The sequence below is a fragment of the Micromonospora thermarum genome (genome assembly GCF_012034245.1).
Classification (GTDB): domain Bacteria; phylum Actinomycetota; class Actinomycetes; order Mycobacteriales; family Micromonosporaceae; genus Micromonospora; species Micromonospora thermarum.
This window is the reverse complement of sequence record NZ_JAATEO010000023.1, coordinates 79,558-106,518: the sequence shown is the minus strand read 5'-3', so window position 1 is coordinate 106,518 and position 26,961 is coordinate 79,558. Positions and strand designations below refer to the sequence as shown.

Here is a 26,961-nt window from a genome sequence, read left to right as displayed (position 1 = left end):
ACGCCGCGGCGCGGGAGCTGGGCACGGTGCCGCGCCGCTGCGTGCTGGTCGGCGACATCGGCCGGGACGTCACCGCCGCGCTCGCCGCCGGGGCGCAGGCGGTCATGGTGCCCACCCCGGTGACCCGTCCCGAAGAGATCGACGCGGCCGGCTGGGTGGCGACCGACCTTCCGGACGCGGTCGCGGAGATCCTGCGCCGGCAGGCCGCAGTGGTGCCGCGCGAGCCGCACCGGGCCGGGACGGTGCTCGTGGTGCGGTCCGACTCGGCCGGAGACGTCCTGGTCACGGGGCCCGGTATCCGCGCCGTGGCCGCCGGCGCGCAGCGGGTGGTGCTGCTGTGCGGACCCCGGGGCCGCGCCGCCGCGGAACTGCTGCCCGGCGTCGACGAGATCGTGCAACACCGCCTGCCGTGGATCGACCCCGCCCCCGGGCCCGTCGATCCCGAGGACATCGCGGCGCTCACCGCCACCCTCCGGAGCGTGGGTGCCGACGAGGCCGTCGTCTTCACCAGCTTCCACCAGTCGCCGCTGCCGCTGGCGCTGCTGCTGCGCACCGTCGGGGTCCGCCGGATCTCCGCGATCAGCGACGACTACCCCGGTGCCCTGCTCGACGTACGCCACCGCGTCCCGGTCGGCGTACCCGAACCGGAGCGCGCCCTGTCGCTGGCCGCCGCCGCCGGGTTCGCGCTGGCCGACGACGACGAACCGGTCCTCCGCCTGCGGGCCGGCCGGTGCGACGGCCCGGTGGCGGCGCTGCACCCGGCGCTCACCGAGCCCGGGTACGTGGTCGTGCATCCCGGCGCGTCGGTGCCCGCGCGGGCCTGCCCGCCGTGGCGCTGCGCCGAGATCGTCGGCGCGCTCACCGACGCCGGGCACCGGGTGGTGGTCACCGGCGCACCGCACGAGCGGGAACTGACCGCGTACGTCGCCGGGGGCCGCGCCGTCGACCTGGGCGGGCGTACGCCGCTGGCCGACCTGGCGCGGGTGCTCGCCGGCGCCCACGCGGTGGTCGTGGGCAACACCGGCCCGGCCCACCTGGCGGCGGCGGTCGGCACGCCGGTGGTGAGCCTGTTCGCCCCGACCGTCCCGTTCGGACAGTGGGGGCCGTGGGGGGTGCCGACGGTACGCCTCGGCGACGCCACGGCGGGCTGCCGCGACACCCGCGCGTCGTCCTGCCCGGTAGCCGACCACCCCTGCCTTGCCGGCCTCGATCCCGGAGAGGTGGTGGACGCGGTCCGCATGCTCGTGCCGTCCCGCTGAACCCCGAGACACCCGCTGAGGAGAGGCATGAACATCCTGCTCTGGCACGTGCACGGCTCGTGGACGACGTCCTTCGTCCACGGCCGGCACCGCTACCTGGTGCCGGTCACGCCCGACCGGGGCCCGTACGGTCTCGGGCGGGCACGCACCTACCCCTGGCCGGACCGGGCCGTCGAGGTCACCCCGCAGCAGTTGACCACCGCCGGCGTGGACCTGGTCATCCTGCAACGCCCCGAGGAGTACGACCTCGCGGCGCAGTGGCTCCGCCGCCGACCGGGGCGGGACGTGCCGGCGATCTACGTCGAACACAACACGCCCAAGGGCGACGTTCCGAACACCCGCCATCCGATGGCCGACCGCGACGACCTGCTGATCGCCCACGTCACCCACTTCAACGAGCTGTTCTGGGACACCGGCGCCACCCGCACGACGGTGATCGAGCACGGCATCGTGCCGCCGCGCGTCGAGTGGAGCGGCGGACTGGACCGGCTCGCCGTCGTGACGAACGAACCGGTACGCCGCTGGCGGGTCACCGGCGCCGACCTGATGCCGCGCTTCGCCCGGGTCGGCCCGCTGGACGTGTTCGGCATGGGGGTGGCCGGGCTGCCCGACGCGCTGGCCCAGGCCGGTTTTCCCGACCTTCCGGTGACCGGGTACGACGACCTGCCGCAGGACCGGATGCACGCCGAGGTGGCCCGGCGGCGGGCGTACCTGCACCTGTGCCGGTGGACCTCGCTGGGCCTCAGCCTGATCGAGGCGATGGCGATGGGGATGCCGGTGATCGCCCTGGCCACCACGGAGGCCGTGGACGCGGTGCCGGCCGACGCGGGGGTGCTCGCCACGCGGGTGGACACCCTCGTCGAGGCGGCCCGGTGGTTGATGACGGACCGCGACGCGGCCTCCCGGCTGGGCGCGCGTGGGCGCGAGGTGGCGAAGGAACGGTTCGGGCTCGAACGGTTCCTCGCCGACTGGGACCGGCTGATGGAGGAGGAAGCATGCGCATCGCGATGATCTCGGAGCACGCGAGCCCGCTGGCTGTTCTCGGCGAGGAGGACGCGGGCGGGCAGAACACCCACGTGGCGGAACTGGCCGCCGCGCTGGTCGGCGAGGGGCACGACGTGCGCGTCTACACCCGCCGGGACGCCACCAACCTGCCGGACACGGTGTCCACCACGGACGGCTACCAGGTGTGCCACGTGCCGGCCGGCCCGGCACTGCGGGTGCCGAAGGACGAACTGCTGCCGTACATGGGCGAGTTCGGCCGCTGGCTCGCCGGCCAGTGGCGCGACGGCGACTGGACGCCGGACGTCGCGCACGCGCACTTCTGGATGAGCGGGCTGGCCACCCTGCACGCCGGCCGCCGGACGCGGGTGCCGGTGGTGCTGACGTACCACGCGCTCGGCGTCGTCAAGAAGCGGCACCAGGGCGCCAAGGACACCAGCCCACCGGGCCGGATCGGCTACGAACGGGCGTTGGGGCGGGCCGTCGACCGGGTGATCGTGCAGTGCCAGGACGAGATCGGCGAGCTGGTCCGGCTGGGTGTGCCGCGTTCCCGGATGGCGCTGGTCCCCTCCGGCGTGAACCAGGAGATGTTCCGCCCGGACGGGCCGGTCGCCCCGCGCGACCCGGCCCGCCCCCGGATCATCACGGTCGGGCGGATGGTCGAGCGCAAGGGCTTCCTGGACGTGGTCCGGGCGATGCCCGCGATGCCGGACGCCGAGTGCGTGGTGGTCGGCGGGCCCCCCGCCGACCAGCTCCCGGCCGACGCGTTCGCCCGCCGGCTCGGTGCCCTCGCCGAGTCCTGCGGGGTGGCGGACCGGGTGAAGCTGGTCGGCGCGGTGCCCCGGGAGGAGATGGGGCGCTGGTACCGGTCCGCCGACCTGCTGGTGGCCGCACCCTGGTACGAGCCGTTCGGGCTCACCCCGCTGGAGGGCATGGCCTGCGGCGTGCCGGTGGTGGGCACCGACGTGGGCGGCATCTCCGACACCGTCGTCGCCGGCCTGACCGGCGACCTGGTGCCGCCGCGGGACCACCGGGCGCTCGGCACGGCGATCCGCCGCCTGCTCGCGGACAAGGTGCGCCGGTTCGCGTACGCGACGGCGGCGCTGGACCGGATCCGCAGCCGGTACTCCTGGAAGCGCTGCGCCGAACAGCTCAGCGCCGTCTACGCCGCGGTGACCGCCGCCGGCCGTCCCACCCCGGCGGTGGCCTGATGACGGCGGGCCTGTCCACCCTCGACAGCCACCTCGCGAACCTGGCGGGCGCGCTGCTGCCGTACCGGCAGGTGGCGGAGCGGCTCTCCGGCTGGGGAACGGAACTGGCGTGGACGCTCGCGCGGGGCGGGCGCCTCCTCGTGGCGGGCAACGGTGGCAGCGCGGCCGAGGCGCAGCACCTCACCGCCGAACTGGTCGGGAAACTCCGCGACGACCGCCAACCCCTGTCCGCCATCGCCCTGCACGCCGAAACCTCCGCCATGACCGCCATCGGCAACGACTACGGCTACGACGAGGTCTTCGCCCGCCAGGTCCGCGCCCACGGCCGCGACGGCGACATCCTCCTGCTGCTGTCCACCAGCGGCACCAGCCCCAACCTCCTGCACGCCGCCCACGCCGCCCACGACACCGGCCTGCGCTGCTGGGCCTTCACCGGCCCCGCCCCCAACCCCCTCGCCGACCTCTGCGACGACGTCCTCGCGGTGCCGTCGCCGGACAGCCAGGTGGTGCAGGAACTGCACCTGGTCTCCAGCCACGTGCTCTGCGAACACGTGGACCGGGCGCTGCCGCTGGTGCGGGACCTGCCGCGGGTGCCGGCGCCGCGCGGGCGTACCGAGCGGCTCCTCGACGGCCGCGCCCTCGCCACCGCCGGCCTCCCGACCGGCCGCACGGCGAACGGCCACAGCGCGAACGGGCACGGCGCGAACGGGCACGGCGTCAACGGTCACGGTCCGAACGGGCACGGTCCGCACCGGCACGGGTTCAACGGGCACGACGGTGCCGGCCGGACGGACGGGGCGGACCGGTGAGCGGGCCGCTGGTGGTCGTCGGTGACGCGCTCCTGGACCGCGACGTCGCCGGCACGGTCAGCCGGGTCTGCCCGGACGCCCCGGTGCCGGTGCTGGACGAGCGGTCGGCCACCGACCGGCCCGGCGGCGCGGGCCTCGCCGCGCTGCTCGCCGCCGCGCAGGGCACCGAGGTCGCCCTGGTGACCGCGCTCGCCGACGACCCGGCCGGGGCCCGCGTGGTCGAGCTGCTCACGGCCGCCGGGGTGCGCGTCTACCCGCTGCGGATGCCGGGCGCCACGCCGGAGAAGATCCGGCTGCGGGCGGGCGGCCAGACGCTGCTGCGGCTGGACCGGGGCGGCGAGCCGCAGGCACCGGCCGAACCGCCGGACGCGGCGCTGGAGGTGATCGCCTCCGCCGGTGCCGTCCTCGCCAGCGACTACGGGCGCGGTCTGCTGCGGCAGCCCGCGCTGCGGTCCGCCCTGGCGGCGGCGTCCGCCCCGGTGGTGTGGGATCCGCATCCCAAGGGGCCGGCGGCGGTGCCGGGGGCGCGGCTGGTCACACCGAACCTGGCCGAGCTGCGCCAGCTCACCGGCGACGCCGGTGCCGGCTCGGCGCTGTCCACCGCCACCCGTGCCGGGCACGAACTGCGCCGGCGGTGGCGCGTCGGTGCGGTCGCCGTGACGACCGGCGCGGCCGGTGCGGTGCTCTGCCACTCCGGCAGCACCCCGCTGGTCGTGCCGCCGCCGTCGCCGGTGGCGAAGGTCGAGGACACCTGCGGGGCCGGGGACCGGTTCGCGGCGGCGGCCGCCGCCGCGCTCGCCGGCGGGGCGCTGGTCTCCGAGGCGGTCGGCGAGGCCGTCGCCGCGGCCTCGGCGTACGTGGCGGCGGGTGGCGCCGCCGGCCTGCACCGCGAACCGGAGCGGGCCACCCGGGCCGAGCCGGGCCCGGCCGAGCAGGTGGTGGCACGGGTACGCGCCGAGGGCGGCACCGTCGTCGCCACCGGCGGCTGCTTCGACATCCTGCACGCCGGGCACGTCGCCACCCTCCAGGCCGCCCGCCGGCTCGGCGACGTGCTGGTCGTCTGCGTCAACTCCGACCGCAGTGTCCGGGGGCTGAAGGGCCCGGAACGGCCGTTGAACACGGAGGCCGACCGGGCGGCGCTGCTGTCCGCGCTGGACTGCGTGGACGCGGTGGTGGTCTTCGACGAGCCCACGCCGCACGCCGTGCTGTCGCGGCTCCGGCCAGACGTCTGGGTGAAGGGCGGCGACTACGCCGGTGACGGCGCGCCGGAGCTGCCGGAGGCGGACCTGGTGCGCGGCTGGGGCGGCCGGGTCGTCACGGTGCCCTACCTGGCCGGCCGGTCCACCACGGCCACCATCACCGCCGCGCGGCAGCGCGGCGACCGACTCATCAAGGGAGCAGCATGAGCGAGCGAATCATCAGGCTCGACGGAGTGGAGCCGCATCGCGCCGACCGCCGGGAGGCCCGCGCATGAGCAGGGATCTGAACGGATCGGCGGTCCTGGTGACTGGCGGGTCGAGCGGACTCGGCGCGGCGGTCGTCACCGCGGTGACGAAGGCGGGTGGGCGGCCGTACGTGCTGGACCGGCAACCGCCGGCGGACGGGGTGCCGTGGGTGGAGTGCGACCTGGCCGACAGCCGGGCCGCCGAGGCGGCCACCCGGCGGGTGGTGGAGCAGGCCGGCGGGCTGACCGGTCTGGTCACCGCGGCCGGGATGGACGTGCCGGGCCGGCTGGCCGACGTGCCGGGCGAGACCTGGGACCGGATCGTCGCGATCAACCTGCTCGGCACAGCGGCGGTGGTGCGCGCCGCCCTGCCCGCGCTGGAGGCCACGCACGGCACGGTGGTGACCGTGGCGTCCACGCTGGGCGTGAAGGCGGTCGGTGACGCGACCGCGTACTGCGCGGCGAAGTTCGGGGTGGTCGGGTTCACCCGCGCCCTGGCCGCCGAACTCGCCGGCACGGTCGGGGTCACCCTGCTCATCCCCGGCGGGATGCGCACCGCGTTCTTCGACGACCGCGACGCGAAGTACAAGCCGGGACCGGACGCGATCCTCAACGATCCCGCCGACACCGCCGCCGCGGTCCTGTTCGCCCTGTCCCAGCCCGCCGGCTGCGCGGTACGCGAGATCGTGGTCTGCGCCGAGCAGGAGTCCTCGTACCCGTGATCCTCGTCCTGCGGGCCCTCGGCGTCGGCGACCTCGCCACCGCCGTCCCGGCGCTACGCGCCCTGCGCACCGCCCACCCCGACCAGGAACTCACCCTGGCCGCCCCCGGCTGGCTGGCCCCGCTGGTGGAGCTGATCGGGGGCGTCGACCGGCTGGTCGACGCCCCCGGCCTCGGCCCGCTGCACTGGAGCGGCCCCGCCCCCGACCTCGCGGTGAACCTGCACGGACGCGGCCCCCAGTCGCACCACACGCTCACCGCCACCCGACCCGGCCGGCTGCTCGCCTTCGCCAACACCGACGCCGGCCACCACGACGGACCACCCTGGCGACCCGACGAACACGAAGTCGACCGCTGGTGCCGGCTACTGGCCTGGTACGGCATCCCGGCCGACCGCACCGACCTCGCCCTGACCCGACCGCCGGTCGGTGCGCTGCCCGCCGGCGCGACGATCGTCCATCCGGGAGCCAAGGCGCCGCACCGGCGCTGGCCCCCGGAGAGGTTCGCCACCGTGGCCCGTCACCTCACCAGCACCGGCCACCGCGTCGTCGTCACCGGCAACGCCGCCGAGGTGCCTCTCGCCCGACACGTCGCGCGTCTCGCCGGGCTCCCGGAGCGCGCGGTCCTCGCCGGCCGCACCGACCTGCACGACCTCGCCACCCTCGTCGCCCACGCCCGACTCCTCGTCAGCGGCGACACCGGCATCGCCCACCTCGCCACCGCCTACCGCACCCCCTCCGTCGTCCTCTTCGGCCCGGCCTCCCCCGCGCAGTGGGGACCACCACCCGACCGGCCCTGCCACGACGTGCTCTGGCGCGGCCCGTGCGACGGCGGGCGGGCGGACGGCGTACCGCATCCGGCGCTGGCGGCGCTCGACGTGCCGGACGTGCTCGCGGCGGTGGAACGGGTCGAACGCCGCGCCCCGGTCCCGGCGCCGGCCCGGTCGCCGGAGTGGCTCCCGGTCGGGTGACGGCCGTCACCCGCTGGTTACCCGCCAGTAGGCAAGGGTCGTAGATTGGGGCCGTGAACGCGGAGTACCAGCAGGAGTTCGTCGACGTCGACGGGGCGCGCCTCGGCCTCCAGGTCTACCCGGAGCCGGACGGCGGCGGCGACGCCCTGGTGCTGATCTCCCCCGCCATGGGGGTCCCCGCGCGGTACTACCGGCCGTTCGCCACGGCCCTGCGCGCCGCCGGACTGGCCGTCGCGGTCGCCGACCTGCGGGGCACCGGCACGAGCACGCCACCGCCGAGCCGTGCCTGCCGCTACGGGTACGCCGAACTGGCCGCCGATGTCGGCGCCGTGCTGGCAGCACTGAAGGAACGCCGGGACGGCCGGCGGACGGTCCTGCTCGGGCACTCCCTCGGCGGTCAGGCGGCCCTGCTGCACCTCGCGCTGCACGAGGGACACGACGTCGACGGGCTGGCGCTGGTCGCCGTGGGCGTGCCGTGGTGGCGCAGCTACCCGGGTCCGCGTGGGTACGGCGTCCTGCCGTACACGCAGGGGATCGCCGCCACCGCCCGGTTGCTGGGGGTGTGGCCGGGCTGGGGGTTCGGCGGCCGGCAGGCGCGCGGCGTGATCCGTGACTGGGCGTACACCGCCCGGACCGGCCGCTTCCCCCGGCTGGACGGGGTGGATGCGGAGGCGGCCGTCCGCGGGATCCGGACGCCGGTGCTGGCCGTCAGCGTCGACGACGACCAGTACACGCCGCACGAGACGCTCGACCACCTGTGCGGCAAGCTCGTCGCGGCGCCCGTCGTGCGCGAGCGTTACACGGCGGCGCAGGCCGGGGCCCGGATGGACCACTTCACCTGGGTACGCTCGGCGGCCCCGCTGGCGGGCCGGGTGGCCCGGTTCGCCGCCGACCTGCCGCAGCGCTGACCCCCGCCCCCTTCTGCGGCGGCTTCGGCGACCCCGCGAGGTATCGGCGGTTGACGGGCGGGGTTAGCGGCTCGGGCGGTGGGTATGCCGCACCGCCCGACACGGTGGAAGGGGATCAGATGTCCGAACGGCACACCGCGCTGCGCTCGATGCACGATCTGGGCCTGGCGGCCTGGTTCGGGGGCTCCCTCATGGGAGCGTTCGGGGTCAACGGCGGCGCGGCTCGAATCAACGACTCGACCCAGCGGTTGCCGGTGGCCTCAGCCGGGTGGGCCAAATGGACCCCCGTCAACGCCGCGGCGATCGGCGCGCATCTCGCCGGCGCGGTCGGCGAACTGGTGACGGAGAGCCCACGGGTGGCGGCCCAGGCGGGGGTGGGCCGGGCCAGCAGCGTGAAGACCGCGCTGACGGTGAGCGCGCTCGCGGTGACCGGCTACAGCCGGCTGCTCGGGATGAAACTGGAGAAGGCCGGCAATCCTCCGGTCGACGGCACAACCGAGCCGAACCACTCCACGCCCTCGAACGTCGCGTCGGTCCAGCGGCAGATGAAGGTGCTCCAGTGGGCGGTCCCGGCGCTGACCGGGGCGCTGATCGTGGTCACCGCGTACATGGGGGAGCAGCAGAAGCCCGGCCAGGTCCTCCGGGGCATGCTCGGACGGGCCGGCACGCTGGGTTCCATGAAGGGGATCGGCAAGATGGCGATGACGGGCATGACCGGTCGCAAGATGGCGATGTCCGGCCGCTGACACCGCACGCTGCGCCCCGCCGGCTTCCGGGCGGGGCGCAGCCGTACCCGAAGGCTGGTTTGCGCCGGGTGCGGCGTTCCCGAAGGCCGGTTTCCGGTGGGGTGCGGCGTTCCCGAAGGCATGACGACGACCGGGGTGGGCAATCGGCCCGGGTAGCCGGACCAACCAGCGAGGTGTGCGATGACGGGCAGCAGCGGGCGGGACGACGGGCGGCAGCCGGAGGCGGCCACACCGTGGATCACCCGGGACGGTTTCGACGCGGACCCGCCCTGGGGCGCGGGTGAGCACGACCCGATGGACGAGGGCAGCGAGGAGACCGCCGTACCCGAGGGGCGGCGCGGCGACCGCCGCGCCGGTGCGCCGGCCGGGCCGTCGGGCCGGGCCGGTCGGCACGGGCTCGGGCAGGTCGAGCCCACCCGTACGCCGATGGCGGGGCCCGGCGCGCCGCCGGACCCGGCGCCGGCACGCCGGCCGTTCCCCGACGACGCGGACATCGACGTCCGCTCGGAGGATGCGCTGCGCACTCGTGGCCGGCGCTCCTGACGACTCGCGCCGCCAGCCCTGGGCAGCACGACCTGCCCTCAGGCGCCGGGGGTGTTCTCCCCGGCGGGGTCGGACGCCACCGGCCGGCCCGTGTCGTCGACGATGCCGGGAGCCATGCTGCCGCCGTGCGCCTTCTGCGCCTCCCGGGTCGCCCGTGCCGCCGCGTCCTCCGGCACCGATGGTGCCCGGTCCGGGTTCCACTCCTGGCGCTGCTCGGTCATCGGCTCGTTCCTCCCGTCGCTCATGTGCTCGCCGGTACCCGGGCGGCGGGTGGGGAAACCGGTCATCCGGTGCGGGCCGGCTCGGGTGGGCGGACCGGCTCGACGCCGAGCAGGTCGGCGAGGCGGGCGGCGTCGCGCTGCGCCTGGTCACCGCAGCAGTTGTTGAACAGCGCGTGCAGCTCGACGCACTGCCCGGCCAGCTCGGCGAGCAGCTCCGCCCAGTGGCGCAGCTCCCGCTCGCCGTACGCGTAGCGGAACTTCTCCTGCTTGTCGCCGGACTCCCAGGCGGTGCCGTGCCCGTGGAAGCGGACCACCGCGAGATCGGCCGTGGCGACCGGGATCGGCGGCACCGACGAGGGGTGGCCCTGCGGCATGTCGACGGTGACGTGCGCGAGGTCGTGCTCGCGCAGGAAGGCGAGGGTGTCGAGCGCGGCGGCGCCGTCGAACCAGGAGCCGTGCCGCAGCTCCACCGCGACCGGCCAGGGCCGGCACCGCCCGGCCAGCTCGACGATCCTGCGCCGGGCGGCGTCGCCGCGGGCCAGCCAGGGCGGGAACTGCAACAGCACGGCTCCGAGCCGCCCGGCCGCCGCGAGCGGGTCCAGCGCCGCCCGGAACCGGCGCCACAGCTCGTCGTACGCCTCGGGCGCCAGGTCCCGGCGGCGGACGCGGGTCGGGCCGTCCGCCGGGCGCAGGTCCGCCGGGAGCGCGTCGACCGGTGTCGGGTGGCCCGTGAACAGGCGGAACGCCTTGACGTCGAAGGTGAAGCCGGCCGGCGTCGCGGCCGCCCAGCCGTGGGTCGTCTCCGGTGCGGGCACGGCGTAGTACGACGTGTCCACCTCCACCAGGGGGAAGCGGCCGGCGTAGTGGGCGAGCCGGGCGGCGGGGGTGCTGGCGGACCGGGGATACCAGCCGGACTTCAGCAGCATCTGGTCCGCCCAGGACGCCGTGCCCACCTTGATGACACCCATGTAGTTAGTGGAGCGCGGGTCGGACGAATCGGCAACCGCAGGGCTAAATCCGGCAGCGTGGTGGCCGATTCTGTCGGTGGTCGCACCTATCGTCAGGGCTGTTCCCGACAACGGCGAAGGGTGACCGCCATGACCGCTTCCGCTCCGTCCATCACGGGTGAGCGCGCCGATCTGCTGGCGAGCCTGCGCCGCCACCGTGGCTTCCTGCGGCAGACCGTGGAGGGGCTCAGCGACGAGCAGGCTGCCCTCCGCAGCACGGTCAGCGAGCTGTGCCTCGGCGGCCTCATCAAGCACGTGGCGACCACGGAGGCCGCCTGGCTGCGGTTCGCGGTCGGCGGCGCCGACGCGATGGCCAGCGAACCGGTGGACTGGCTCGGCCAGTTCCGGATGACCGAGGGCGAGACGCTCGCCGTCCTGCTCGACGCGTACGCCGAGGTGGCCGCCCGGACGGACGAGCTGGTCACCACGCTCGACCTGGACCGGTCCCACCCGCTGCCCTCGGCCCCGTGGTTCGAGCCCGGCGCGAGTTGGAGCGTCCGCCGGGTCCTGCTGCACGTCATCGCGGAGACGGCCCAGCACGCGGGGCACGCCGACATCCTCCGCGAGGCGATCGACGGCGCCAAGACGATGGGCTGAGTCCGCCGCCGGGCCACCGTTCCGGCCTCGCGCACCCGGCGCGAGCCGTTGTTGTCCCAGGTCACTCTCCCCCCGTGTGACGCCCAGCCGCTCGCGGGCGCTGAGTGAACCGACATGACTGCACACCGGATGGACTCTGACACCGTCGAGCGACTGCTCGACGGCACCGCCGTCGACCCTACGGACGGGTGGCACCCCCTCGTGTCGCTCCTGTCGGCGGTCCGCGCCGCACCGGCGCCCGGTGAGCTGGGCGGGGAGGCCGCGGCGGTGCGGGCGTACCACCTGGCGCTCCTCGGCACCCCCGTGACCGTGCCGGAGCGCCGGCGGGGCTTCGCGCTCGCCGGCTTCGGCGTGCGCGCGGCCCTGGTCGGGCTGCTGCTGGCGGGCACCGGCGGGGCGGCACTGGCCGCCGCCGGGGGCGTCCTGCCGAATCCGCTGCGCCCGTCCGCGCCGCCGGCGGTGCCGTCCACGTCGGCATCGGCGACGCCGGGCTCCCCCAGCACCGGCACGGACCCGCGGCCCGGTCCTCCCACCGGTGGGACGGCGCGGCCCGATCCCGACGAGTCGGTGGTGGGCCTGTGCCGCGCGTACCGGGTCGACGCCGGCGACAACCCCGGCCGAGCCCTGGACAACCCGGCCTTCGCTGAGCTGATCGGCGCGGCCGGCGGCCGGGACGAGGTGCCCGGTTACTGCGACCGGGTGCTGGCCGGGAAGCCCGCCGACGGCCCGGGCGCGACCCCGACCGAGCGGCACAGCAACCAGCCGACCGTCCGACCCACCGGCCGGGCGACGCAACCACCCACCCCGGGGACCGGGCAGCCCACGGCGCCCGGTGACGTGCCCACGACGCCGTCACGGACCACCGGCCCGAAGTGAGGCGGCCCGGCCGTCCTCGACCGGCGATCCCGGTGCGGGCGGCTGGTAGCGTGCCCCGATGAACCTGCGGCGTCGACGCGCGGCGGTGGCCCTCCGCGTGGCGATCGTGTTCAGCGTGCTCGCCGGGATCGTGCTCACGGCCCTCGGCCCGGCGACGGTCACCGGCCTGCTGCCGTACTTCACCATCCAGAGCAACCTCGCCGTCGGGCTCTTCGGCGGGTACGCGGCCTGGCGGGCCCACCAGGGCCGGCCGGAGCCCCGGCCGGCGGTCAAGGGCGCGGTGACGCTCTACGTCACCATCACCGGCGTCGTCTACCACCTGGTGCTGGCCAACCCGGCCAGCCCGTTCGCGATGCCCCAGCCGGACCGGGCCTTCGGCGAGGCGCTGGGCAACCAGTTCCTGCACACGGTGGTGCCGCTGCTCGCCGTGGCGGACTGGGCGCTGTTCGACCGGCGCGGCCGCCTGCGCCCGCGGTACGCGGTGTGGTGGCTGGCGTTCCCGCTCGGCTACCTCGGATTCGCACTGGTCCGCGGCCTGCTCGTCGAGCGGTACCCGTACCCGTTCATCGACGCCGGCGAGCTGGGCTACGGCGGCGTCGGGGTCAGCGCGACCTTCTTCGCCTTCGCGTTCTGGCTGCTCGGGCTCGTGTTCGTCGGCGTGGACCGGGGGCTGGCCCGGCGACGCGGACCGGCGGACGGCCCGGCGGTTTCCGGGCCGCCCACCGGCGGGACGGCGGACCCGGCGGCCGGGTCACCGCAGGCGGGGCCGGTGCCCGCGCACCCCGGCGGCGCGGTCCCGGCCGTAGGCGTCGGCGTGACCCCACCGGCCGGGGACGTCCAGCAGCTCGATCCGCCCGAAGCCCTCCGGTAGCGCGGGGTTCACCAGCAGGTTCTCGCCGCACGGGACCAGCCCGAGGACGGTGGCGAGCAGCATCAGCAAGCCGCCGGAGGACCACGCCTGCGGGCGGCCGGCGGTCGGGAGCTGGACCGGGTACTTCGTCAGGGTGCGGGGGTAGCCGGCGATGACCTCGGGCACCGCCCCGCCGACCCGCTCGGCCATGTCGAACATCCCCTGCGCGATCCGCGCCGCCGCCCGGTCGCACCGGTACCGGCGCAGACCGGCGGCGATCACGGCGTTGTCCCACGGCCACACCGCGCCCAGGTGCGAACCGACCGGGTTGTAGACGCGCTGCCCGGCGGCGAGGGTGCGCACACCCCAGCCGGAGAAGAGATCCGGGCCGACCAGGTGGTCGGCCACCGTACCGGCCCGGTCCTCGGGGACGATCCCGCTCCACAGCAGGTGACCGACGTTGGAGGTGAGCGCGTCGACCGGCTCGCCGTCGGGGCCGAGGGCGAGCGCGTAGTAGCCGCGCTCGGGCAGCCAGAAATCCTCGTTGAAGCGCCGCTTCAGCTCCGCCGCCTCCCGCTCCAGCCGGTCCGCGTACGCGGGGTCGCCCCAGAACTCCCGGGCGAGGCGGGCGCCGCGCAGCTTCGCGTCGTACGCGTAGCCCTGCACCTCGCAGGTCGCGCGCGGGAAGCCGGGTTGCCACCCGTTCCGGTCGGTGATCGCGTCCGGCGAGTCCTTCCAGCACTGGTTGAGCCGACCCTGATGAGCGTTGCGGCGCTGGTAGCGGACGTACCCGTCACCGGTCGACGCGCCGTACTCGTCGATCCAGTCCAGCGCCATGCGCGCCGGGTGGCGCAGCTCCCGCACCAGCGCGACGTCGCCGGACCAGCGCTCGTACTCGTCGAGCAGCACCACGAACAGCGGGGTGGTGTCGGCCGCCCCGTAGTAGAGGGTGGTCGGCTCCTCGCCGAACGCGGCGGCCTCCCCGTAGCGCAACTGGGTGAGGATCTTGCCGGGTTCCTCCTCGTGGATGTCGTCCAGCCGGCCACCCTGGAGCAGGGCCAGCAGGCGCAGCGCCACCGGCGCCAGCTCCGGCGTGAACGGCAGTGTCTGGAGGCAGGTCACCAGGATGTCCCGCCCGTACAGCGTCATCGCCCACGGCAGACCGCCGACCGTGACCCGCCGGGTGGACGACAGCGGCTCGTAGCGCAGGGCGGCGAGGTCCGTCAGGCACCGCTCGTACGCCCCCGCCAGCGCGCCGTTCTCGGCCACCAGCGTGGGTGCCCGGTCGAGCCAGGCGCGCAGGTCGTCCCGCATGTCCCGGCGGACGTGCAGCTGGTGGGTCTCCAGGTCGGCACGCATGTCGTGACCGGCCTCGCCCCGCACGATCATGCAGATGTGCAGATCGGTCTCCCACTGCCCGCGCGGCGGCACCCGGATCCGGAACGTCATCCCCCGCTCATCGACCTCGACGGGCGCGGTGCTGCTCACGATCGTCTCCCGGTCGAAGCGCTCCCGGCGGTACCGGAGCCGCAGCTGCCGGTGCTCCGGCACCGCGGTGACCTCGACCCGCCGCTCGCGCGGCCGGCCGATGTCGGCGGCGTCGCCGAAGTCGCTGCCGATGTCCATCCGGACCGTCATGTCAGCCGGGTCCGCGGAGTGGTTGAGCACGATGATCTTCTCGTTGAAGCTGTCGTCGAGGGACCGGTGCCGGATCACCGACACGTCGGCGTCGACGTAGTGGCTGGCGGTGCCGGGGACGAGGAAGAACCGGGTCTCGAAGTACGTCATGTCGTCCCGGGACAGGGCGTTCAACCGCTCCCCGTCGACCCGGAGCACCCAGTGCGCGAGGAACCGGGTGTCGAAGGAGAACAACCCGACCGGCGCGCGCGGGTCGACCTCCATGTCGCCCTGGGCGTCGCTGATGGCGAAAGCGTTGCCCGCCATCACCTGCACCCGCTCCTGCCTCACGGGCGCCTCCGTGTAGCGGCCGCCACGTCACGGGGGTGGCGCGCGCCGGGCGGGCCGGGAAACAGCCGGCGGAGCATCATGAACAGCCGGATGTCACCCCGCACGGTCAGGTCGTTGCGGCCCAGTGCGGCGGCGGGGTGCAGCGTCCCGGCGGCGATCCGGTCGAGCACCGCCCGGTCGGCGCGCACGACCAGGTCGGCCTCAGCGGTGCTCCGGGTCACCGCGACCCGCTGGTCGGCGATGGTCAGGTACCAGTGTTCCGTCCGGCCGTCCGCGCGGGCGTCCAGGCGTACCGTGCCGGCGGTCGTCTCGGGCAGGTCCGGGTGGATGTCCTCCTCCCCCAGCCGCCGCAGCAGGTCCGCCGCGGGCGTCGTCATCCACTCCCCCTTCCTGTCCCTGGCAGGCTCACACCGTCCGGGGTGAGGCCGGTTCACCCGTAGCGGGTGAACTCGGGGTCGAGGGCCGCGCCGTCGTCGTGCCCTGAGGCCCGGTGGTCACGCGGGGTCGGCCTTCTACGATGATCGCGTGGTCGCGGCCCTGGAGCTCTACCTGGACACCGACGCCACCCGGCGGATCCGGGTGCTCTGGGACGCGTTGGAGGCCGAGGGCGTGCAGAGCATGCGCTCGCTGCTGGAGCAGCGGCACCGGCCGCACGTCTCGCTGGCGGTGGCGCCGCGCCTGGATCCGGAGCAGGTGGCCGAGGCCCTCACCGGGTGCGTGGTGGCGGAGCCGCTGCGCCTGGAGTTCCAGTACGCCGGGCAGTTCGTCGGCCGGGTGCTGTGGCTGGGCGTGACGCCGACCGCCGAACTGCTGGCGCACCACCGGCGGGTGCACGACCGGCTGGCCGGCGCCGGGGTGACGCTGGCCGAGCACTACCGCCCGGGTCGCTGGGTGCCGCACTGCACCCTGTCCATGCGGGTGCCGAACGCGTTGATGGCGGCGGCCGTCCGCCGCTGCCTGGAGATGCTTCCGCTCAGCGCGACGGTGGTGGGCGCGGGCGTCGCCGACCACGCGCGGGGCATCACCCGCCCGCTGCCGTGACCGGTGCCGGAGCCGGCGCCCGTGGTGGCCGGGTCGTCTGAACCGAACGCGGCATTCGTCCATAAAGGACGACATCGCCTTTCGCTCAGCCCGCTAGAACTTTCGCTGGCTTCATCGAAAGGTGTCGACGTCCGGCCTAATGTCTCGGCTCATCACCCCGTTCCAGGTGGCGGCATCGTCGGCGTCGGTCACCACCCGGCCCGGGATCGGCGGTCGCCGCTCCCCCACCACAGCTCCGCGCGGTCGGCCGTCGCCTCACCCCTACTGCGTCCCAGGAGGAACGATGGGCACCTGGCTGCTGCGCCGATTCCGCAGCCCCGTCCTGGCGTCGGCCGCACTCGTCCTTGCCGCCACCGGCCTGCCGGCCACCCCGGCAGTGGCGGCGCCACCCGCCCAGGAGCCGGGCGTCACCCTGCGCGTGTACGACGTGCAGGTGCCGCTCGACGAACTCTGCACCCTGAAGCCCGGTCAGACCCCGAACGTGGACAAGCTGATGCCGACGATCAACTGGACGTCGAGCGCCGACTTCGGGTTCGAGGACCGCTTCGTGACACAGGTGCTCGGCAACCTGAACGTCACCCAGGCCGGCACCTACACGTTCCGGCTCACCAGCGACGACGGCTCGAAGTTGACCGTCGGCACCACCGTCGTCGTCGACCACGACGGCCTGCACGGCCCGACGCCGAAGGAGGGGACGGTCACCCTCGCGGCCGGGCTGCATCCGCTGCGCCTCGACCATTTCGAGCGCGACGGCGGCCAGCAGATCACCCTGGAGTGGAGGACCCCGGGCTCGTCGACGTTCACCCTCGTGCCCAACTCGGCGTTGAGCACCGACGCCGGTGTGGTGCGGGTGACGTCGCCGGGCCGCAAGGAGTGCGAGGGAGTCTTCGACTCTCCCGGCGACGGCCTGCCACTGGCGGGCGTCCACCCCAGCTACAGCCTGACCAACCTGCGGCCGAGCGGCTTCCAGCCGAAGGTCACCGGCATGGACTGGCTCGCCGACGGCAGGCTGGTCATCTCCACCTGGGGTGGCAACGACCAGTCCGGCACCTCCCAGGACGGCGAGGTGTACATCCTGGGCAACACGGGCGGAACCACCGGGCCCGGGAGCGTCACCACCAAGAAGATCGCCGACAACCTCAAGGAGCCGATGGGCCTGAAGATCGTCGACGGTGTCGTCTACGTGTCGGAGAAGCAGCGGCTCACCCGGCTGGTGGACACGAGCGGCGACGAGGTCGCCGACCAGTACCAGACCGTCGCCACCTGGCCGTACGGCGGGAACTTCCACGAGTTCGCGTTCGGCCTGCTCTACCAGGCGCCGTACTTCTACCTGAACCTCTCCGTGTCGATCAACTACGGCGGGGCGACCACCGACCCGCAGCCGGCACCGAACCGGGGCACCACGATCAAGGTGCACAAGGACACCGGCGCGGTCTCGTACGTCGCCGGCGGCCTGCGGACGCCGCACGGCATCGGTTGGGGGCCGGAGAACGGCATCTTCGTCACCGACAACCAGGGCGGCTGGCTGCCCTCGTCCAAACTGCTGCACGTCAAGCAGGACCGGTTCTTCAACCACTACATGAACCCGGCCGGGCCCTTCGACGCCAACCCGGTCACGCCACCCGTGCTGTGGATGCCGCAGAACGAGATCGCCAACTCCCCCAGCGCCCCTCTGCTGCTGCCCAGCGGCACCTTCGCCGGGCAACTGCTGATCGGTGACGTCACGTACGGGGGGCTCCAGCGGGCGTACCTGGAGAAGGTCAACGGCGAGTACCAGGGCGCGCTGTTCCGGATGACCCAGGGCCTGGAGGCCGGCGTGTCGGAGGTGCACCTGGGGCCGGACGGCGCCATCTACGTCGGCGGGCTCGGCGCCGGCGGCAACTGGGGCCAGACCGGGAAGCTGGCGTACGGCCTGCAGAAACTCACCCCGAACGGCACCAGCACCTTCGACATCCTCGCCATGCGCGCCACGTCCGGAGGCTTCGAACTGGAGTACACCCAGCCGCTGTCCACCGAGACCGCGACCGACCTCGCGGCGCGCTACCGGGTCAAGCAGTGGCGGTACCAACCCACGGCCAGCTACGGCGGCCCCAAGATCGGCGAGGAGACGTTGGTCGTCTCGGCGGCGACCCTGTCGGCCGATCGCCGGACGGTCACGCTGACCGTGCCGGGCCGCAAGGCCGGACACGTGGTGTACGTCCGCTCGCCCCGGCCGTTCACGTCGTCCACCGGCCAGTCGCTGTGGAGCACCGAGGCGTGGTACACCCTGAACGCCATCCCCGGCAACACCCCGCCACCCACCGGCGGCACCAACCTGGCGCTCAACCGACCGGCCACGGCGGACAGTTCCTGCGCGGCGACCGAGGGCCCCGCGAAGGCGGTCAACGGCAGCGTCTCCGGCGGCAACGGTGACAAGTGGTGCTCGACGGGTGCCACCAAGTACCTCCAGGTCGACCTCGGCGCCAACCGCGACGTGAACCGGTTCGTGGTGAAGCACGCCGGTGCGGGCGGGGAGAACACGGCCTGGAACACGCGGGACTTCACGATCGCCACCAGCACCGACGGGTCGGCCTGGACGACCCGCACGACGGTGACGGGCAATACCGCCAGCACCACCACGCACGACGTCACGGCGGTCGCGGCCCGCTACGTCCGTCTCAACGTCACCGCCCCGACCAGCACCACCGACACCGCCGCCCGGATCTACGAGTTCGAGGTGTACGGCACGGGCGGCACCGGCGGCGGGTCCGGCACCATCACCGGGACCGGCGGCAAGTGCCTGGACGTCAGCAACTCGGCGACCGCTGACGGCACGAAGATCCAGCTCTGGACCTGCAACGGCACCAACGCCCAGAGGTGGACCCGGGTCGGTGAGACGTTCCAGGCCCTCGGCAAGTGCCTGGACGTCTCGAACGGCGGCACCGCGAACGGCACCAAGGTGCAGTTGTGGACCTGCAACGACACCGGTTCACAGGTGTGGCGGCCGCAGGCCAACGGTTCGATCCTCAACCCGCAGTCCGGCAAGGTGCTGGAGGCCGCGGGCGGGTCCACCGCCGACGGCACCCAGATCCAGATCTGGACGTACGCCGGTGGCGCCCACCAGCACTGGGTGGTCAACGGCGGAACGAACCGGATCCAGCTCTTCGACGGCGACGACCTGGACGCCTGGCAGACCACGGGTGGCGGCGCCGCCACCTGGCCGCTGGCGAACGGCTCGATGGAGGTGCTCGGCGGCGACATCCGGACGAGGCAGAGCTTCGGCGACTTCACCCTGCACGTGGAGTGGTGGGAGCCGACGTACCCGTCGACGGTGACCGGGCAGGCGCGCGGCAACAGCGGGGTCTACCTCCAGGACCGGTACGAGATCCAGGTGCTCGACTCGTACGGCGACACGTCGCTGGACGACACCGAGGCCGGCTCGATCTACGACCGGAAGGCGGCCGACAGCAACGCGGCCGGCGCACCCGAGACCTGGCAGACGTACGACATCACGTTCCGGGCGGCGCGCTTCGACGGGGCGGGCAACAAGACCGCCAACGCCCGCGTGACGGTCCGCTGGAACGGCGTCCTGGTCCACGACGACGTCGAGATCACCGGCCCGACCGGGGGCGGCGCCGCGGAGACCGCGGCCGGCGGCCCGATCCGGCTCCAGGACCACGGCGACCCCGGCGCCAACGTCCGCTACCGCAACATCTGGATCGAACCCCTCACCTGAACCCCCTCCGGAGCGGGGCCGCCCGACCCCCCGGACCCGGGCGGCCCCACCCGGTTGATCAAACAGGCTCTCCACGCGCAGGGTGGTGAGGATCTTGCGGGGCATCCGCTTGGCCAGCCCGGCGACCGCGGCGGCGTCGGTCGGCGCGAGGACGGCACCGAGGACCCAGGCGGCCCCCGGACTGACCCCCAACGCCTGCGCGGTCAGCGCGACGGTGACCATGGTGACCACCACCAGCCCCACGGCGAGCAGGGCGATGACGGCGAGGTTGGCGCGGATCTCCCGCAGGCTGGTGGTGATGCTCTCGCGGTAGAGGATCGCCGGGAGGAACAGCAGCAGCACCACTTCCGGGTCAAGCACCACGTGCGAGAACGGTGGGAGAAGGGCCAGCAGCGCACCCGCGCAGATCAACAGGACGGGCGGCGCCACCCGGTAGCGGCCGCCGAGCGTGGTGCCGACGAGCACGACGACACCCAGCACCACGGGCAGCACCAGGACGTCCATGCCACTCCGTTCCGTCGTCCGGTGTCCGGTCGCACCCATGGTCGTACGGACCGCCGCCGGTGGACCGGCGAACGCCGGAGCCCGCGGATGGCGACCCGCGCCGCCGCGTAGATTCGGTACGACCGGGCGTACGGGAAGCGGGGACGGCATGGCGGACAGGAAGCCCCTGCGGGTGGGGCTGCTGGGGTACGGGGCGGCCGGCCGGGTGTTCCACGCCCCGCTGATCGCCGCGACGCCCGGGTTGCGCCTGCACGCCGTGGTGACCCGTGATCCGCAGCGTCGCGAGCAGGTCCGCCACGACCACCCGAACGCGCGCCTCGTCGACGATCCCGACCTGCTGTGGCGGCAGGCGGACGCGCTGGACCTGGTGGTGGTGGCGACGCCGAACCGCCTGCACGTCCCGATGGCCCGGGCGGCGGTGGCCGCCGGCCTGCCCGTGGTGGTCGACAAGCCGCTCGCCGCGACCGCCGCCGAGGCGCGCGAACTGCTGGCGGAGGCGCGGCGGCGGGGCGTACCGCTGACGGTGTTCCAGAACCGGCGGTGGGACGGCGACTTCCTGACCGCCCGGCGACTGGTGACCGGGGGCGCCCTCGGCGCGGTCATCCGGTTCGAGTCGCGCTTCGAACGCTGGCGGCCGGCGATCAAGCCGGGCTGGCGGGAGAGCGGCACCGCCGACGAGGCGGGGGGAGTCCTCTACGACCTCGGTGCTCACCTGATCGACCAGGCGGTGCAGTTGTTCGGCCCGGTCCGCAGCGTGTACGCCGAGGTGGACCGCCGCCGGCCGGGTGCCCAGGTCGACGACGACGCGTTCGTGGCGCTCACCCACACCGGGGGCGTGCGTTCGCATCTCTGGATGGGCGCGCTGGCCGCGCAGCTCGGGCCGCGCCTGCGGATCCTCGGCGACCGTGCCGCGTACACGACGTGGGGTCTGGACGTGCAGGAGGCCGCGCTGCGCGACGGCGGCCGGCCCGGCACGGCCGGGTGGGGCGCGGTGCCGCCGGAGCGGTACGGACGGCTCGGCGTCGACGGCGCGCTGCGTCCGGTGCCGACCGAACCCGGCCGGTACCAGAGCTTCTACGCCGAGGTCGCGGCGTCGCTGCGCGACGGCACCCCGATGCCGGTCGACCCGCGCGACGCGGTCGACACCGTCGAACTGATCGAGCTGGCGCACCGGTCGGCGACGGATGGCGCGGTGCTGAGCGTCCCGTCCTGATCCGTCGCCGACCCGGACGCGGCGGCAGGATGCCGGCGCGGCGGCCGCCGGGTGACGACCGCGGCGGCGGCGAGGCACAACACGGCGGCCAGGACGAACGGCGGCCGGGCTGTGTCAACGCGCTGTTGACAGCGCCGCCCCGATCGCCGCCGCCACCGTCCGCGCCCGCGCGGGCACCCGGTCCGGGCCGGCGGTGTCCACGTCGGCGACGACGTGCCGGGCCAGCGAGTGCAGCGGGCCGGGCGGCGCGTCCAGGGCGGCCGTGACGGTCCGCCGCACCAGTGGAGCGCGGGGGAACCGCTCGTCCCACCGGCGGTCCGCCGCGATCCACCGGTCCAGCTCCGCCACGGCGGCGCGGAGGGCGGTGAGCTGCGGCCCGAAGGGACGGTCGGCGGCGACCCGGCGGGCCCGGGCGGCCGTCGCGAGGCGCTGGCGCCGCTGCTCGGCCGCCTGCCGGCTGGCGAGCCCCAGCGCGGCGGCGATCTGCGCCCAGGTCGCGCCGGCCTGGCGCGCCCGGTCGATGAGGGTCAGCTCCTGCTCGTCCAGTCGCGCGCGGGCCGCGGTCACCTCGGCGAGCTGGTCCAGCTCGGACGTCATGTGTCAACGGTACGTTGACAGGGTCGACGCGGCGCGCCGGCTCCGTCCACCCAGGACGTCCCGGGCGGCTCTTCCACCGGGCCGGTTCACCCGGTAGAAACATTCCCATCCCTTCGTCACCGCCGACGACCATCACGACTTACTCAAGAGAGCGCTCTCCCACCGCCACCGACGCCTCCCGAGAGGACCACCGCATGACCACCCACGGCACACGACGGCGCGCGCGCCGGGCCCTGGTGCTCGGCCTCGTGCTGGCGACCGCCGTCACCACCACCGGCCCGGCCGCCACCGCCGGTCCCCCGCCAACCCCCGACTTCGGCCCCAACGTCACGATCTTCGGGCCGGACACGCCGCTCAGCGAGATCCAGGCCACCCTGGACGCCCGGCACGCCGCGCAGGTCGACGCCGAGATGGCCACCGCCCGGCACGCGTACCTCTTCCTGCCCGGCAGCTACGGCAACGCGGAGCAGCCGTTGCAGGTGAAGGTCGGCTACTACACCGAGGTCTCCGGCCTCGGCGCCTCCCCCACCGACGTCCAGGTCAACGGCAAGATCGAGGTCTACAACCGCTGCCTGGCCGACGGCGGGACCGGCAACTGCATCGCCCTGGTCAACTTCTGGCGTACGCTGTCCAACCTCTCCCTCGCGATCAACGCCGCCGGCCAGGACGGCTGCCGCTCCTCGGCGAACTTCTGGGCCGTCTCCCAGGCCGTGTCGATGCGCCGCCTCGACGTCAGCGGCGGCACGCTGTCGCTGATGGACTACTGCACCGCCGGCCCCCAGTACGCCAGCGGCGGCTTCATCGCCGACTCGCGGCTGCCCAACGTCGTCAACGGCTCCCAGCAGCAGTGGCTCACCCGCAACAGCGAGATCGGCGGCTGGTCCAACGCGGTGTGGAACCAGGTCTTCGCCGGCGTCGTCGGCGCACCGGACGACGCGGGCTTCCCCGCCCCGCCGTACACGACGCTCGACACCACGCCGCTCAGCCGGGAGAAGCCGTACCTGTTCGTCGACGACCGGGGCCGCTACCAGGTCCGCGTGCCGGCCGCGCGCCGCGACACCCGCGGCATCTCCTGGGGTACGGGTCCGACCCCGGGCCGGACCATCCCGATCCGTGACTTCTTCATCGCCCGTCCGGGCGACCCGGTGCACGTCATCAACCGCCAGTTGGCGCTCGGCAAGCACCTGCTGCTCACCCCCGGCGTGTACGACGTCGCCCGCAGCATCGAGGTCCGGCGCCCCGACACGGTCGTCCTCGGCCTGGGCCACGCCACGCTCACCGCCGTGAACGGCGCCGTTCCGCTCGACGTCGCCGGCGTTCCCGGCGTGGTCGTGGCCGGGGTGACGATCGACGCCGGGCTCCGCGAATCGCCGGTACTGCTGCGGGTCGGCAGCCGGCACGGGCGCGACCACAGCACCCCGCACAACCCCATCACCCTGTCCGACGTGTACTTCCGGGTCGGCGGGCCGCACATCGGCCGCACGCACACGGCGCTCGAGGTGAACAGCGACCACGTCCTCATCGACCACACGTGGGTGTGGCGCGGTGACCACGGCGTCGAGGGCTTCACCGAGGGCGTCAACGGCGACACCGACCGCTGGCGCACCAACACCGGCCGCTACGGGGCCGTCGTCAACGGCGACCACGTGACGGCGACCGGCCTGTTCGTCGAGCACTTCCAGCGGTACAACACCGTGTGGAACGGCGAGCACGGGACGACGATCCTCTACCAGAACGAACTGCCGTACGACCCGCCGACGCAGGCCGACTGGATGAACGGCGACGTCGAGGGCTGGGCCGGCTACAAGGTCGGTGACCGGGTTCGGAACCACACGCTGCACGGCGGCGGGGTGTACGTGTTCAACCAGAACAACCCGTCGATCCACACCGAGAACGGCTTCGAGGTGCCGGAGCGGCCCGGCGTGCGGCTGCACCACATCATGACCGTGAACCTCAGCGCGGGCACGATCGACCACGTGGTCAACGGGGTCGGCGAGGCGGCCGACACCACCCGCGTCGGCGCACCGGTCTACGTCAGCGAGTACCCGCTGCCCTGACCCCGGTCGGCGTGGGCGCGGCGCACGGTCGCGCCCACGCCGACCGGGCATGATCCACTCCACCTGCGGCAGGTCGCGTGTCCTGGTCAACGGGCACCGCGACCTGCCGCACGTCGTGTCGGGGTCAGTCAGCGACGGCGTACGCGAGCGGCACCGGGCCCGGTCCGCCCGCCCACGTGCCGGTCAGGACGGCGGTGCTGCTCGCGACGTCCACACCGGGCCGGCGGACGACGGCCAGGTCGACGGTGTCGGTGACGACGACGGTCGGATCGCCGTCCTCGACCCGGCGGACCGCGCCGACGGCCGGAACGTCGGTGCCCGGCCGTGCGGTGACGGTCATGAGCGGCTCGCGGACCTCGCGGACGCCGTCGACCTCGAAGTACTCCTCGGCCTGGCCGGCGTCGCCACGCAGGACGCTCGCCAGCACGGCGGCGTGGACCCGGTCGCCGCACCCGTCGTAGACCCAGCGCCGGCCGAGCACCGAGTGCTCGGTCGTGCCGACCAGCCACTCGTCGCCGCCGTCGAGCGGGGCCGCGCGGTAGGTCAGCGGCACCTGGAGGACCGGCCCGGCACCGGCCCGCACGAGCAGGGTCTCGATGCCCACCTCGCCGGCCGGGTCGTCGAAGCGGTACGCGGCGACGCGGGTGACCTCCGCGCCCGCCTCCCCGGCGAACCAGGGCCGGCCGGGCAGCCACGCCGCGAGCAGGTCGAGCTTGCCGGGTCTCAGATCCGCACGGTGCAGCAACGCCATGATCGGCATCGTAGCGGCGGCTCCCACCCGTACGGGACGTGGTGGTCGGAGTCCCCGGCCGGGCAGCGGCACCGATGCCGTCGAGGTGCTGCCGGCGGGTGAGTGGCCCGCGCCGCGCGCGGGGTGCTGGCAGGATGGCCGCGTGGATCTCGACTCGGGTGCCGGCCTGCTGCACCGGCTCACCTCGTACGTGCCGACCCGCGAGTGGGACGTGCCCGCCGACGACCCGCGGGTCCGCCAGGACCTCGTCCCGAACGACCCGGCGACGCTGCCACCGCCGATGAAGGCGTACGCCGAGAATCTGCCCGTCGTGGACCTGCCGCGCGACCTGCCCGACCCCGGCGTGGCGGCGACGGCCGTCCTCGCCGGTGTCGCGGCCCCGGCGTTCCCCCTCGACGCGGCGCAGCTCGGCCGGGTGCTGTTCCTCGGCGCCGGCGTGGTGCGCACCGCCGAGCGCAACGGGCGCCCGGTCCTGTTCCGCGCCTCCGGCTCGGCGGGTGCCCGCTTCCCCCTGGAGGTGTACGCGAGCACCCGCGGCGTCGCCGGGGTGCCCGACGGTGTGCACTGGTACGACGGGCGCCGGCACGCCCTCGTCCAGGTCGCGCCCGCCGCCGCTGGCACGACCACCACGCTCGTGGTGACCGGGGTGCCGTGGCGGACCGGCTGGCGGTACGCCGAGCGCGGCTGGCGGCACCTCTACTGGGACGCCGGCACGCTGCTGGCCCAGCTGACGGCCGCGGCGGCGAGCGCCGGTCTCGGGCCGCGCCTGCGGTCGCTCTTCCCCGACGCGCAGGTGCGCGAGCTGGTCGGCGCGGACGGCGTCCACGAGTACCCGCTCGCCCTGCTCTCCCTCGGCGACGGCGATCCGGCCGTCGGCCCCACCGGGTCCGCGACGCCGGGCGACCTGCCGCCCGTCGAGCTGCCGCTGTGCACGGCAGCACAGCGGGCCGGCGAGCGCGACGTGCTCGGCGACCCCTGGCCGACCGGGGAGGCCCTTCCCGACGCCCCACCGTCGGCCACCCTGGACGAGGTCGTCCGGCGGCGGGGCTCGCAGCGCCGGATGGACCGGTCCGGGACGCTGCCCCGCCCCACCCTGGAGTGGTCGATGCGGGCGGCCCTGCGCGGCGTGGCCGTGCCGCACTGGGTCGCCGTCCACGGCGTCGACGGGGTGGTGCCCGGCCTCTACCGGTGGCCGGACCTGTCGACCCCGCTGCGGACCGGTGACCTCCGCGACGAACTGCTCCGTGTCTGCCTCGACCAGGCACTCGCGGGCGACGCCGCGTACGTCGTCGTCGCCGCCTCCCGGGCGTCCGACCTGGACGACCGCTCCTACCGCGACGCGCAGCTGGCCGCCGGGCTCGTCGAGGGCCGGCTCCACCTCGCCGCGTACGCCCTGGGCGCCGGTGCCTCCGGCATGACCTTCAACGACTCGGAGGTGCCGGGCCTGCTCGGCGAGCCCGACGACCTGGCCGCCCTGCTCTTCACGTGCGTGGGCGTGCCCGAGTACGCGTCCCGGCCGGGCGGCGCACCGGGCGCACCGGTGGTGGTCCGCCCGGTCATGCCCCGCATGGGCGGCGCCTGAGGACGCTCCTCACCGCTGAGGTCCCGGTCTGAGCTGTCCCTGGGACGGCACGTCTCCGCGATTGATCGGCGAAAGGCGGTCGCCCCGTGGAGGCCGCCCGGGACGCGGGAGCCATGACACATACCGGGGCCGCGCGCACCTGACCCGAGCCCGTCGGTCGGGCGTGCCGCACCCCACAGGGCCGGCGGCGGGGCAGACGCGGCGTCCGATCGCCGCCAGACGGCAGCCCCGCCGACGACGAGGCTCGGTGGCATGAACGACACACTTGACGGCAGAGTGGCTCTGGTCACCGGTGGCGGTCGTGGGATCGGCGCCGCCGTGGCGCTCCGCCGCGAGCTGGACCCACGGGCGATCACCGTCAACCTGGTGA

The 26,961-nt window shown here is 74.6% G+C and carries 24 protein-coding genes and 1 pseudogene; 18 read left to right on the top strand and 7 right to left on the bottom strand.

Annotated elements, in window-relative coordinates; translation table 11 throughout:
- From HCJ94_RS20840 to HCJ94_RS20795, 10 genes are all read left to right on the top strand, one after another.
- Positions 1–1,259, top strand: a 1,259-nt coding sequence (locus HCJ94_RS20840; RefSeq protein WP_168002706.1) for a glycosyltransferase family 9 protein, incomplete at its 5' end; no start/stop codon positions are given.
- A 27-nt stretch (positions 1,260–1,286) separates the two neighbouring features.
- Positions 1,287–2,270: a glycosyltransferase gene (locus HCJ94_RS20835; RefSeq protein ID WP_168002705.1), complete on the top strand. Its 984-nt coding sequence runs from the start codon at positions 1,287–1,289 to the stop codon at positions 2,268–2,270.
- Complete coding sequence (locus tag HCJ94_RS20830; RefSeq protein ID WP_168002704.1) at positions 2,255–3,472, top strand: glycosyltransferase; 1,218 nt, start codon at positions 2,255–2,257, stop codon at positions 3,470–3,472. The genes HCJ94_RS20835 and HCJ94_RS20830 overlap by 16 nt, the downstream gene beginning before the upstream one ends.
- Positions 3,472–4,281, top strand: coding sequence for a D-sedoheptulose-7-phosphate isomerase (locus HCJ94_RS20825; protein WP_168002703.1), 810 nt, complete (start codon positions 3,472–3,474; stop codon positions 4,279–4,281). The genes HCJ94_RS20830 and HCJ94_RS20825 overlap by 1 nt, the downstream gene beginning before the upstream one ends.
- A complete protein-coding gene (locus tag HCJ94_RS20820) occupies positions 4,278–5,687 on the top strand; it encodes a PfkB family carbohydrate kinase (protein ID WP_168002702.1) in 1,410 nt (469 codons plus the stop codon). Before HCJ94_RS20825 ends, HCJ94_RS20820 begins: the two co-directional genes overlap by 4 nt.
- Positions 5,688–5,751: 64 nt before the next feature.
- Entirely contained in the window at positions 5,752–6,447 is a 696-nt protein-coding gene (locus HCJ94_RS20815) for an SDR family oxidoreductase (protein WP_168002701.1), read from the top strand.
- Positions 6,444–7,415, top strand: coding sequence for a glycosyltransferase family 9 protein (locus tag HCJ94_RS20810; protein WP_168002700.1), 972 nt, complete (start codon positions 6,444–6,446; stop codon positions 7,413–7,415). Before HCJ94_RS20815 ends, HCJ94_RS20810 begins: the two co-directional genes overlap by 4 nt.
- A gap of 53 nt (positions 7,416–7,468) precedes the next feature.
- Positions 7,469–8,323 (top strand): alpha/beta hydrolase family protein, encoded by an 855-nt coding sequence (locus HCJ94_RS20805; RefSeq protein ID WP_168002699.1) that lies wholly within the window; start codon positions 7,469–7,471, stop codon positions 8,321–8,323.
- A gap of 119 nt (positions 8,324–8,442) precedes the next feature.
- Entirely contained in the window at positions 8,443–9,069 is a 627-nt protein-coding gene (locus HCJ94_RS20800; protein WP_168002698.1) for a hypothetical protein, read from the top strand.
- Between the two features lie 180 nt (positions 9,070–9,249).
- Positions 9,250–9,612 carry a hypothetical protein gene (locus HCJ94_RS20795; RefSeq protein ID WP_168002697.1) on the top strand — a complete coding sequence of 121 codons (363 nt, stop codon included), beginning with the start codon at positions 9,250–9,252 and terminating at the stop codon, positions 9,610–9,612.
- A 38-nt stretch (positions 9,613–9,650) separates the two neighbouring features.
- On the opposite strand, the gene HCJ94_RS30390 is transcribed toward HCJ94_RS20795, so the two are convergent.
- Positions 9,651–9,833, bottom strand: a complete 183-nt coding sequence (locus tag HCJ94_RS30390) for a hypothetical protein (protein ID WP_168002626.1) — start codon at positions 9,831–9,833, stop codon at positions 9,651–9,653.
- Between the two features lie 62 nt (positions 9,834–9,895).
- Positions 9,896–10,801 carry a DUF72 domain-containing protein gene (locus HCJ94_RS20785; RefSeq protein ID WP_168002696.1) on the bottom strand — a complete coding sequence of 302 codons (906 nt, stop codon included), beginning with the start codon at positions 10,799–10,801 and terminating at the stop codon, positions 9,896–9,898.
- Positions 10,802–10,930: 129 nt separating this feature from the next.
- Between HCJ94_RS20785 and HCJ94_RS20780 the strand changes: the two genes are divergently transcribed.
- The 3 genes from HCJ94_RS20780 to HCJ94_RS20770 all read left to right on the top strand — a co-directional run bounded on the left by HCJ94_RS20780 (position 10,931) and on the right by HCJ94_RS20770 (position 13,184).
- A complete protein-coding gene (locus HCJ94_RS20780) occupies positions 10,931–11,437 on the top strand; it encodes a DinB family protein (protein ID WP_168002695.1) in 507 nt (168 codons plus the stop codon).
- Positions 11,438–11,566: 129 nt separating this feature from the next.
- Positions 11,567–12,313 (top strand): hypothetical protein, encoded by a 747-nt coding sequence (locus HCJ94_RS20775; protein WP_168002694.1) that lies wholly within the window; start codon positions 11,567–11,569, stop codon positions 12,311–12,313.
- Positions 12,314–12,371: 58 nt separating this feature from the next.
- Positions 12,372–13,184, top strand: coding sequence for a Pr6Pr family membrane protein (locus HCJ94_RS20770; RefSeq protein ID WP_168002693.1), 813 nt, complete (start codon positions 12,372–12,374; stop codon positions 13,182–13,184).
- On the opposite strand, the gene HCJ94_RS20765 is transcribed toward HCJ94_RS20770, so the two are convergent.
- On the bottom strand, positions 13,065–15,131 hold the full coding sequence (locus HCJ94_RS20765; protein WP_168002692.1) for an amylo-alpha-1,6-glucosidase: 2,067 nt from the start codon (positions 15,129–15,131) through the stop codon (positions 13,065–13,067). The genes HCJ94_RS20770 and HCJ94_RS20765 overlap by 120 nt on opposite strands.
- Positions 15,128–15,508 (bottom strand): SCP2 sterol-binding domain-containing protein, encoded by a 381-nt coding sequence (locus tag HCJ94_RS20760; protein WP_168002691.1) that lies wholly within the window; start codon positions 15,506–15,508, stop codon positions 15,128–15,130. Before HCJ94_RS20760 ends, HCJ94_RS20765 begins: the two co-directional genes overlap by 4 nt.
- Before the next feature lie 148 nt (positions 15,509–15,656).
- On the opposite strand from HCJ94_RS20760, the gene HCJ94_RS20755 reads away from it, so the two are divergent.
- Both HCJ94_RS20755 and HCJ94_RS31240 read left to right on the top strand, forming a co-directional pair.
- Entirely contained in the window at positions 15,657–16,172 is a 516-nt protein-coding gene (locus HCJ94_RS20755) for a 2'-5' RNA ligase family protein (RefSeq protein ID WP_168002690.1), read from the top strand.
- A gap of 283 nt (positions 16,173–16,455) precedes the next feature.
- Positions 16,456–19,887 carry a 3-keto-alpha-glucoside-1,2-lyase-like domain-containing protein gene (locus HCJ94_RS31240; RefSeq protein ID WP_168002689.1) on the top strand — a complete coding sequence of 1,144 codons (3,432 nt, stop codon included), beginning with the start codon at positions 16,456–16,458 and terminating at the stop codon, positions 19,885–19,887.
- Between the two features lie 114 nt (positions 19,888–20,001).
- Here HCJ94_RS31240 and HCJ94_RS20745 read toward each other — a convergent pair.
- Positions 20,002–20,391: pseudogene (locus HCJ94_RS20745) on the bottom strand (cation:proton antiporter domain-containing protein); the annotation flags it as partial.
- Positions 20,392–20,539: 148 nt separating this feature from the next.
- Here HCJ94_RS20745 and HCJ94_RS20740 point away from each other — a divergent pair.
- On the top strand, positions 20,540–21,604 hold the full coding sequence (locus tag HCJ94_RS20740; protein WP_168002688.1) for a Gfo/Idh/MocA family protein: 1,065 nt from the start codon (positions 20,540–20,542) through the stop codon (positions 21,602–21,604).
- Between the two features lie 114 nt (positions 21,605–21,718).
- On the opposite strand, the gene HCJ94_RS20735 is transcribed toward HCJ94_RS20740, so the two are convergent.
- On the bottom strand, positions 21,719–22,201 hold the full coding sequence (locus tag HCJ94_RS20735) for a hypothetical protein (protein WP_168002687.1): 483 nt from the start codon (positions 22,199–22,201) through the stop codon (positions 21,719–21,721).
- Between the two features lie 194 nt (positions 22,202–22,395).
- Here HCJ94_RS20735 and HCJ94_RS20730 point away from each other — a divergent pair, with 194 nt between their 5' ends.
- Entirely contained in the window at positions 22,396–24,258 is a 1,863-nt protein-coding gene (locus HCJ94_RS20730; protein ID WP_168002686.1) for a pectate lyase-like domain-containing protein, read from the top strand.
- Between the two features lie 124 nt (positions 24,259–24,382).
- Here the strand turns inward: HCJ94_RS20730 and HCJ94_RS20725 are convergent, their stop codons facing one another.
- Positions 24,383–25,009 carry a CG0192-related protein gene (locus tag HCJ94_RS20725; RefSeq protein ID WP_168002685.1) on the bottom strand — a complete coding sequence of 209 codons (627 nt, stop codon included), beginning with the start codon at positions 25,007–25,009 and terminating at the stop codon, positions 24,383–24,385.
- A 142-nt stretch (positions 25,010–25,151) separates the two neighbouring features.
- On the opposite strand from HCJ94_RS20725, the gene HCJ94_RS20720 reads away from it, so the two are divergent.
- Positions 25,152–26,591, top strand: a complete 1,440-nt coding sequence (locus HCJ94_RS20720; protein WP_309227360.1) for a nitroreductase family protein — start codon at positions 25,152–25,154, stop codon at positions 26,589–26,591.
- Positions 26,592–26,961 lie beyond the last annotated feature (370 nt).

Excerpts from the sequence above, each read along its gene's own strand:
- HCJ94_RS20770 (WP_168002693.1), top strand. The coding sequence starts at position 12,372 with ATGAACCTGCGGCGTCGACGCGCGGCGGTGGCCCTCCGCGTGGCGATC.
- HCJ94_RS31240 (WP_168002689.1), top strand. The coding sequence starts at position 16,456 with ATGGGCACCTGGCTGCTGCGCCGATTCCGCAGCCCCGTCCTGGCGTCG.
- HCJ94_RS20735 (WP_168002687.1), bottom strand. The coding sequence starts at position 22,201 with ATGACGTCCGAGCTGGACCAGCTCGCCGAGGTGACCGCGGCCCGCGCG.
- HCJ94_RS20785 (WP_168002696.1), bottom strand. The coding sequence starts at position 10,801 with ATGGGTGTCATCAAGGTGGGCACGGCGTCCTGGGCGGACCAGATGCTG.
- HCJ94_RS20775 (WP_168002694.1), top strand. The coding sequence starts at position 11,567 with ATGGACTCTGACACCGTCGAGCGACTGCTCGACGGCACCGCCGTCGAC.
- HCJ94_RS20780 (WP_168002695.1), top strand. The coding sequence starts at position 10,931 with ATGACCGCTTCCGCTCCGTCCATCACGGGTGAGCGCGCCGATCTGCTG.
- HCJ94_RS20725 (WP_168002685.1), bottom strand. The coding sequence starts at position 25,009 with ATGGCGTTGCTGCACCGTGCGGATCTGAGACCCGGCAAGCTCGACCTG.
- HCJ94_RS20730 (WP_168002686.1), top strand. The coding sequence starts at position 22,396 with ATGACCACCCACGGCACACGACGGCGCGCGCGCCGGGCCCTGGTGCTC.
- HCJ94_RS20825 (WP_168002703.1), top strand. The coding sequence starts at position 3,472 with ATGACGGCGGGCCTGTCCACCCTCGACAGCCACCTCGCGAACCTGGCG.
- HCJ94_RS30390 (WP_168002626.1), bottom strand. The coding sequence starts at position 9,833 with ATGACCGAGCAGCGCCAGGAGTGGAACCCGGACCGGGCACCATCGGTG.
- HCJ94_RS20830 (WP_168002704.1), top strand. The coding sequence starts at position 2,255 with ATGCGCATCGCGATGATCTCGGAGCACGCGAGCCCGCTGGCTGTTCTC.
- HCJ94_RS20760 (WP_168002691.1), bottom strand. The coding sequence starts at position 15,508 with ATGACGACGCCCGCGGCGGACCTGCTGCGGCGGCTGGGGGAGGAGGAC.
- HCJ94_RS20795 (WP_168002697.1), top strand. The coding sequence starts at position 9,250 with ATGACGGGCAGCAGCGGGCGGGACGACGGGCGGCAGCCGGAGGCGGCC.
- HCJ94_RS20835 (WP_168002705.1), top strand. The coding sequence starts at position 1,287 with ATGAACATCCTGCTCTGGCACGTGCACGGCTCGTGGACGACGTCCTTC.
- HCJ94_RS20800 (WP_168002698.1), top strand. The coding sequence starts at position 8,443 with ATGTCCGAACGGCACACCGCGCTGCGCTCGATGCACGATCTGGGCCTG.
- HCJ94_RS20740 (WP_168002688.1), top strand. The coding sequence starts at position 20,540 with ATGGCGGACAGGAAGCCCCTGCGGGTGGGGCTGCTGGGGTACGGGGCG.
- HCJ94_RS20815 (WP_168002701.1), top strand. The coding sequence starts at position 5,752 with ATGAGCAGGGATCTGAACGGATCGGCGGTCCTGGTGACTGGCGGGTCG.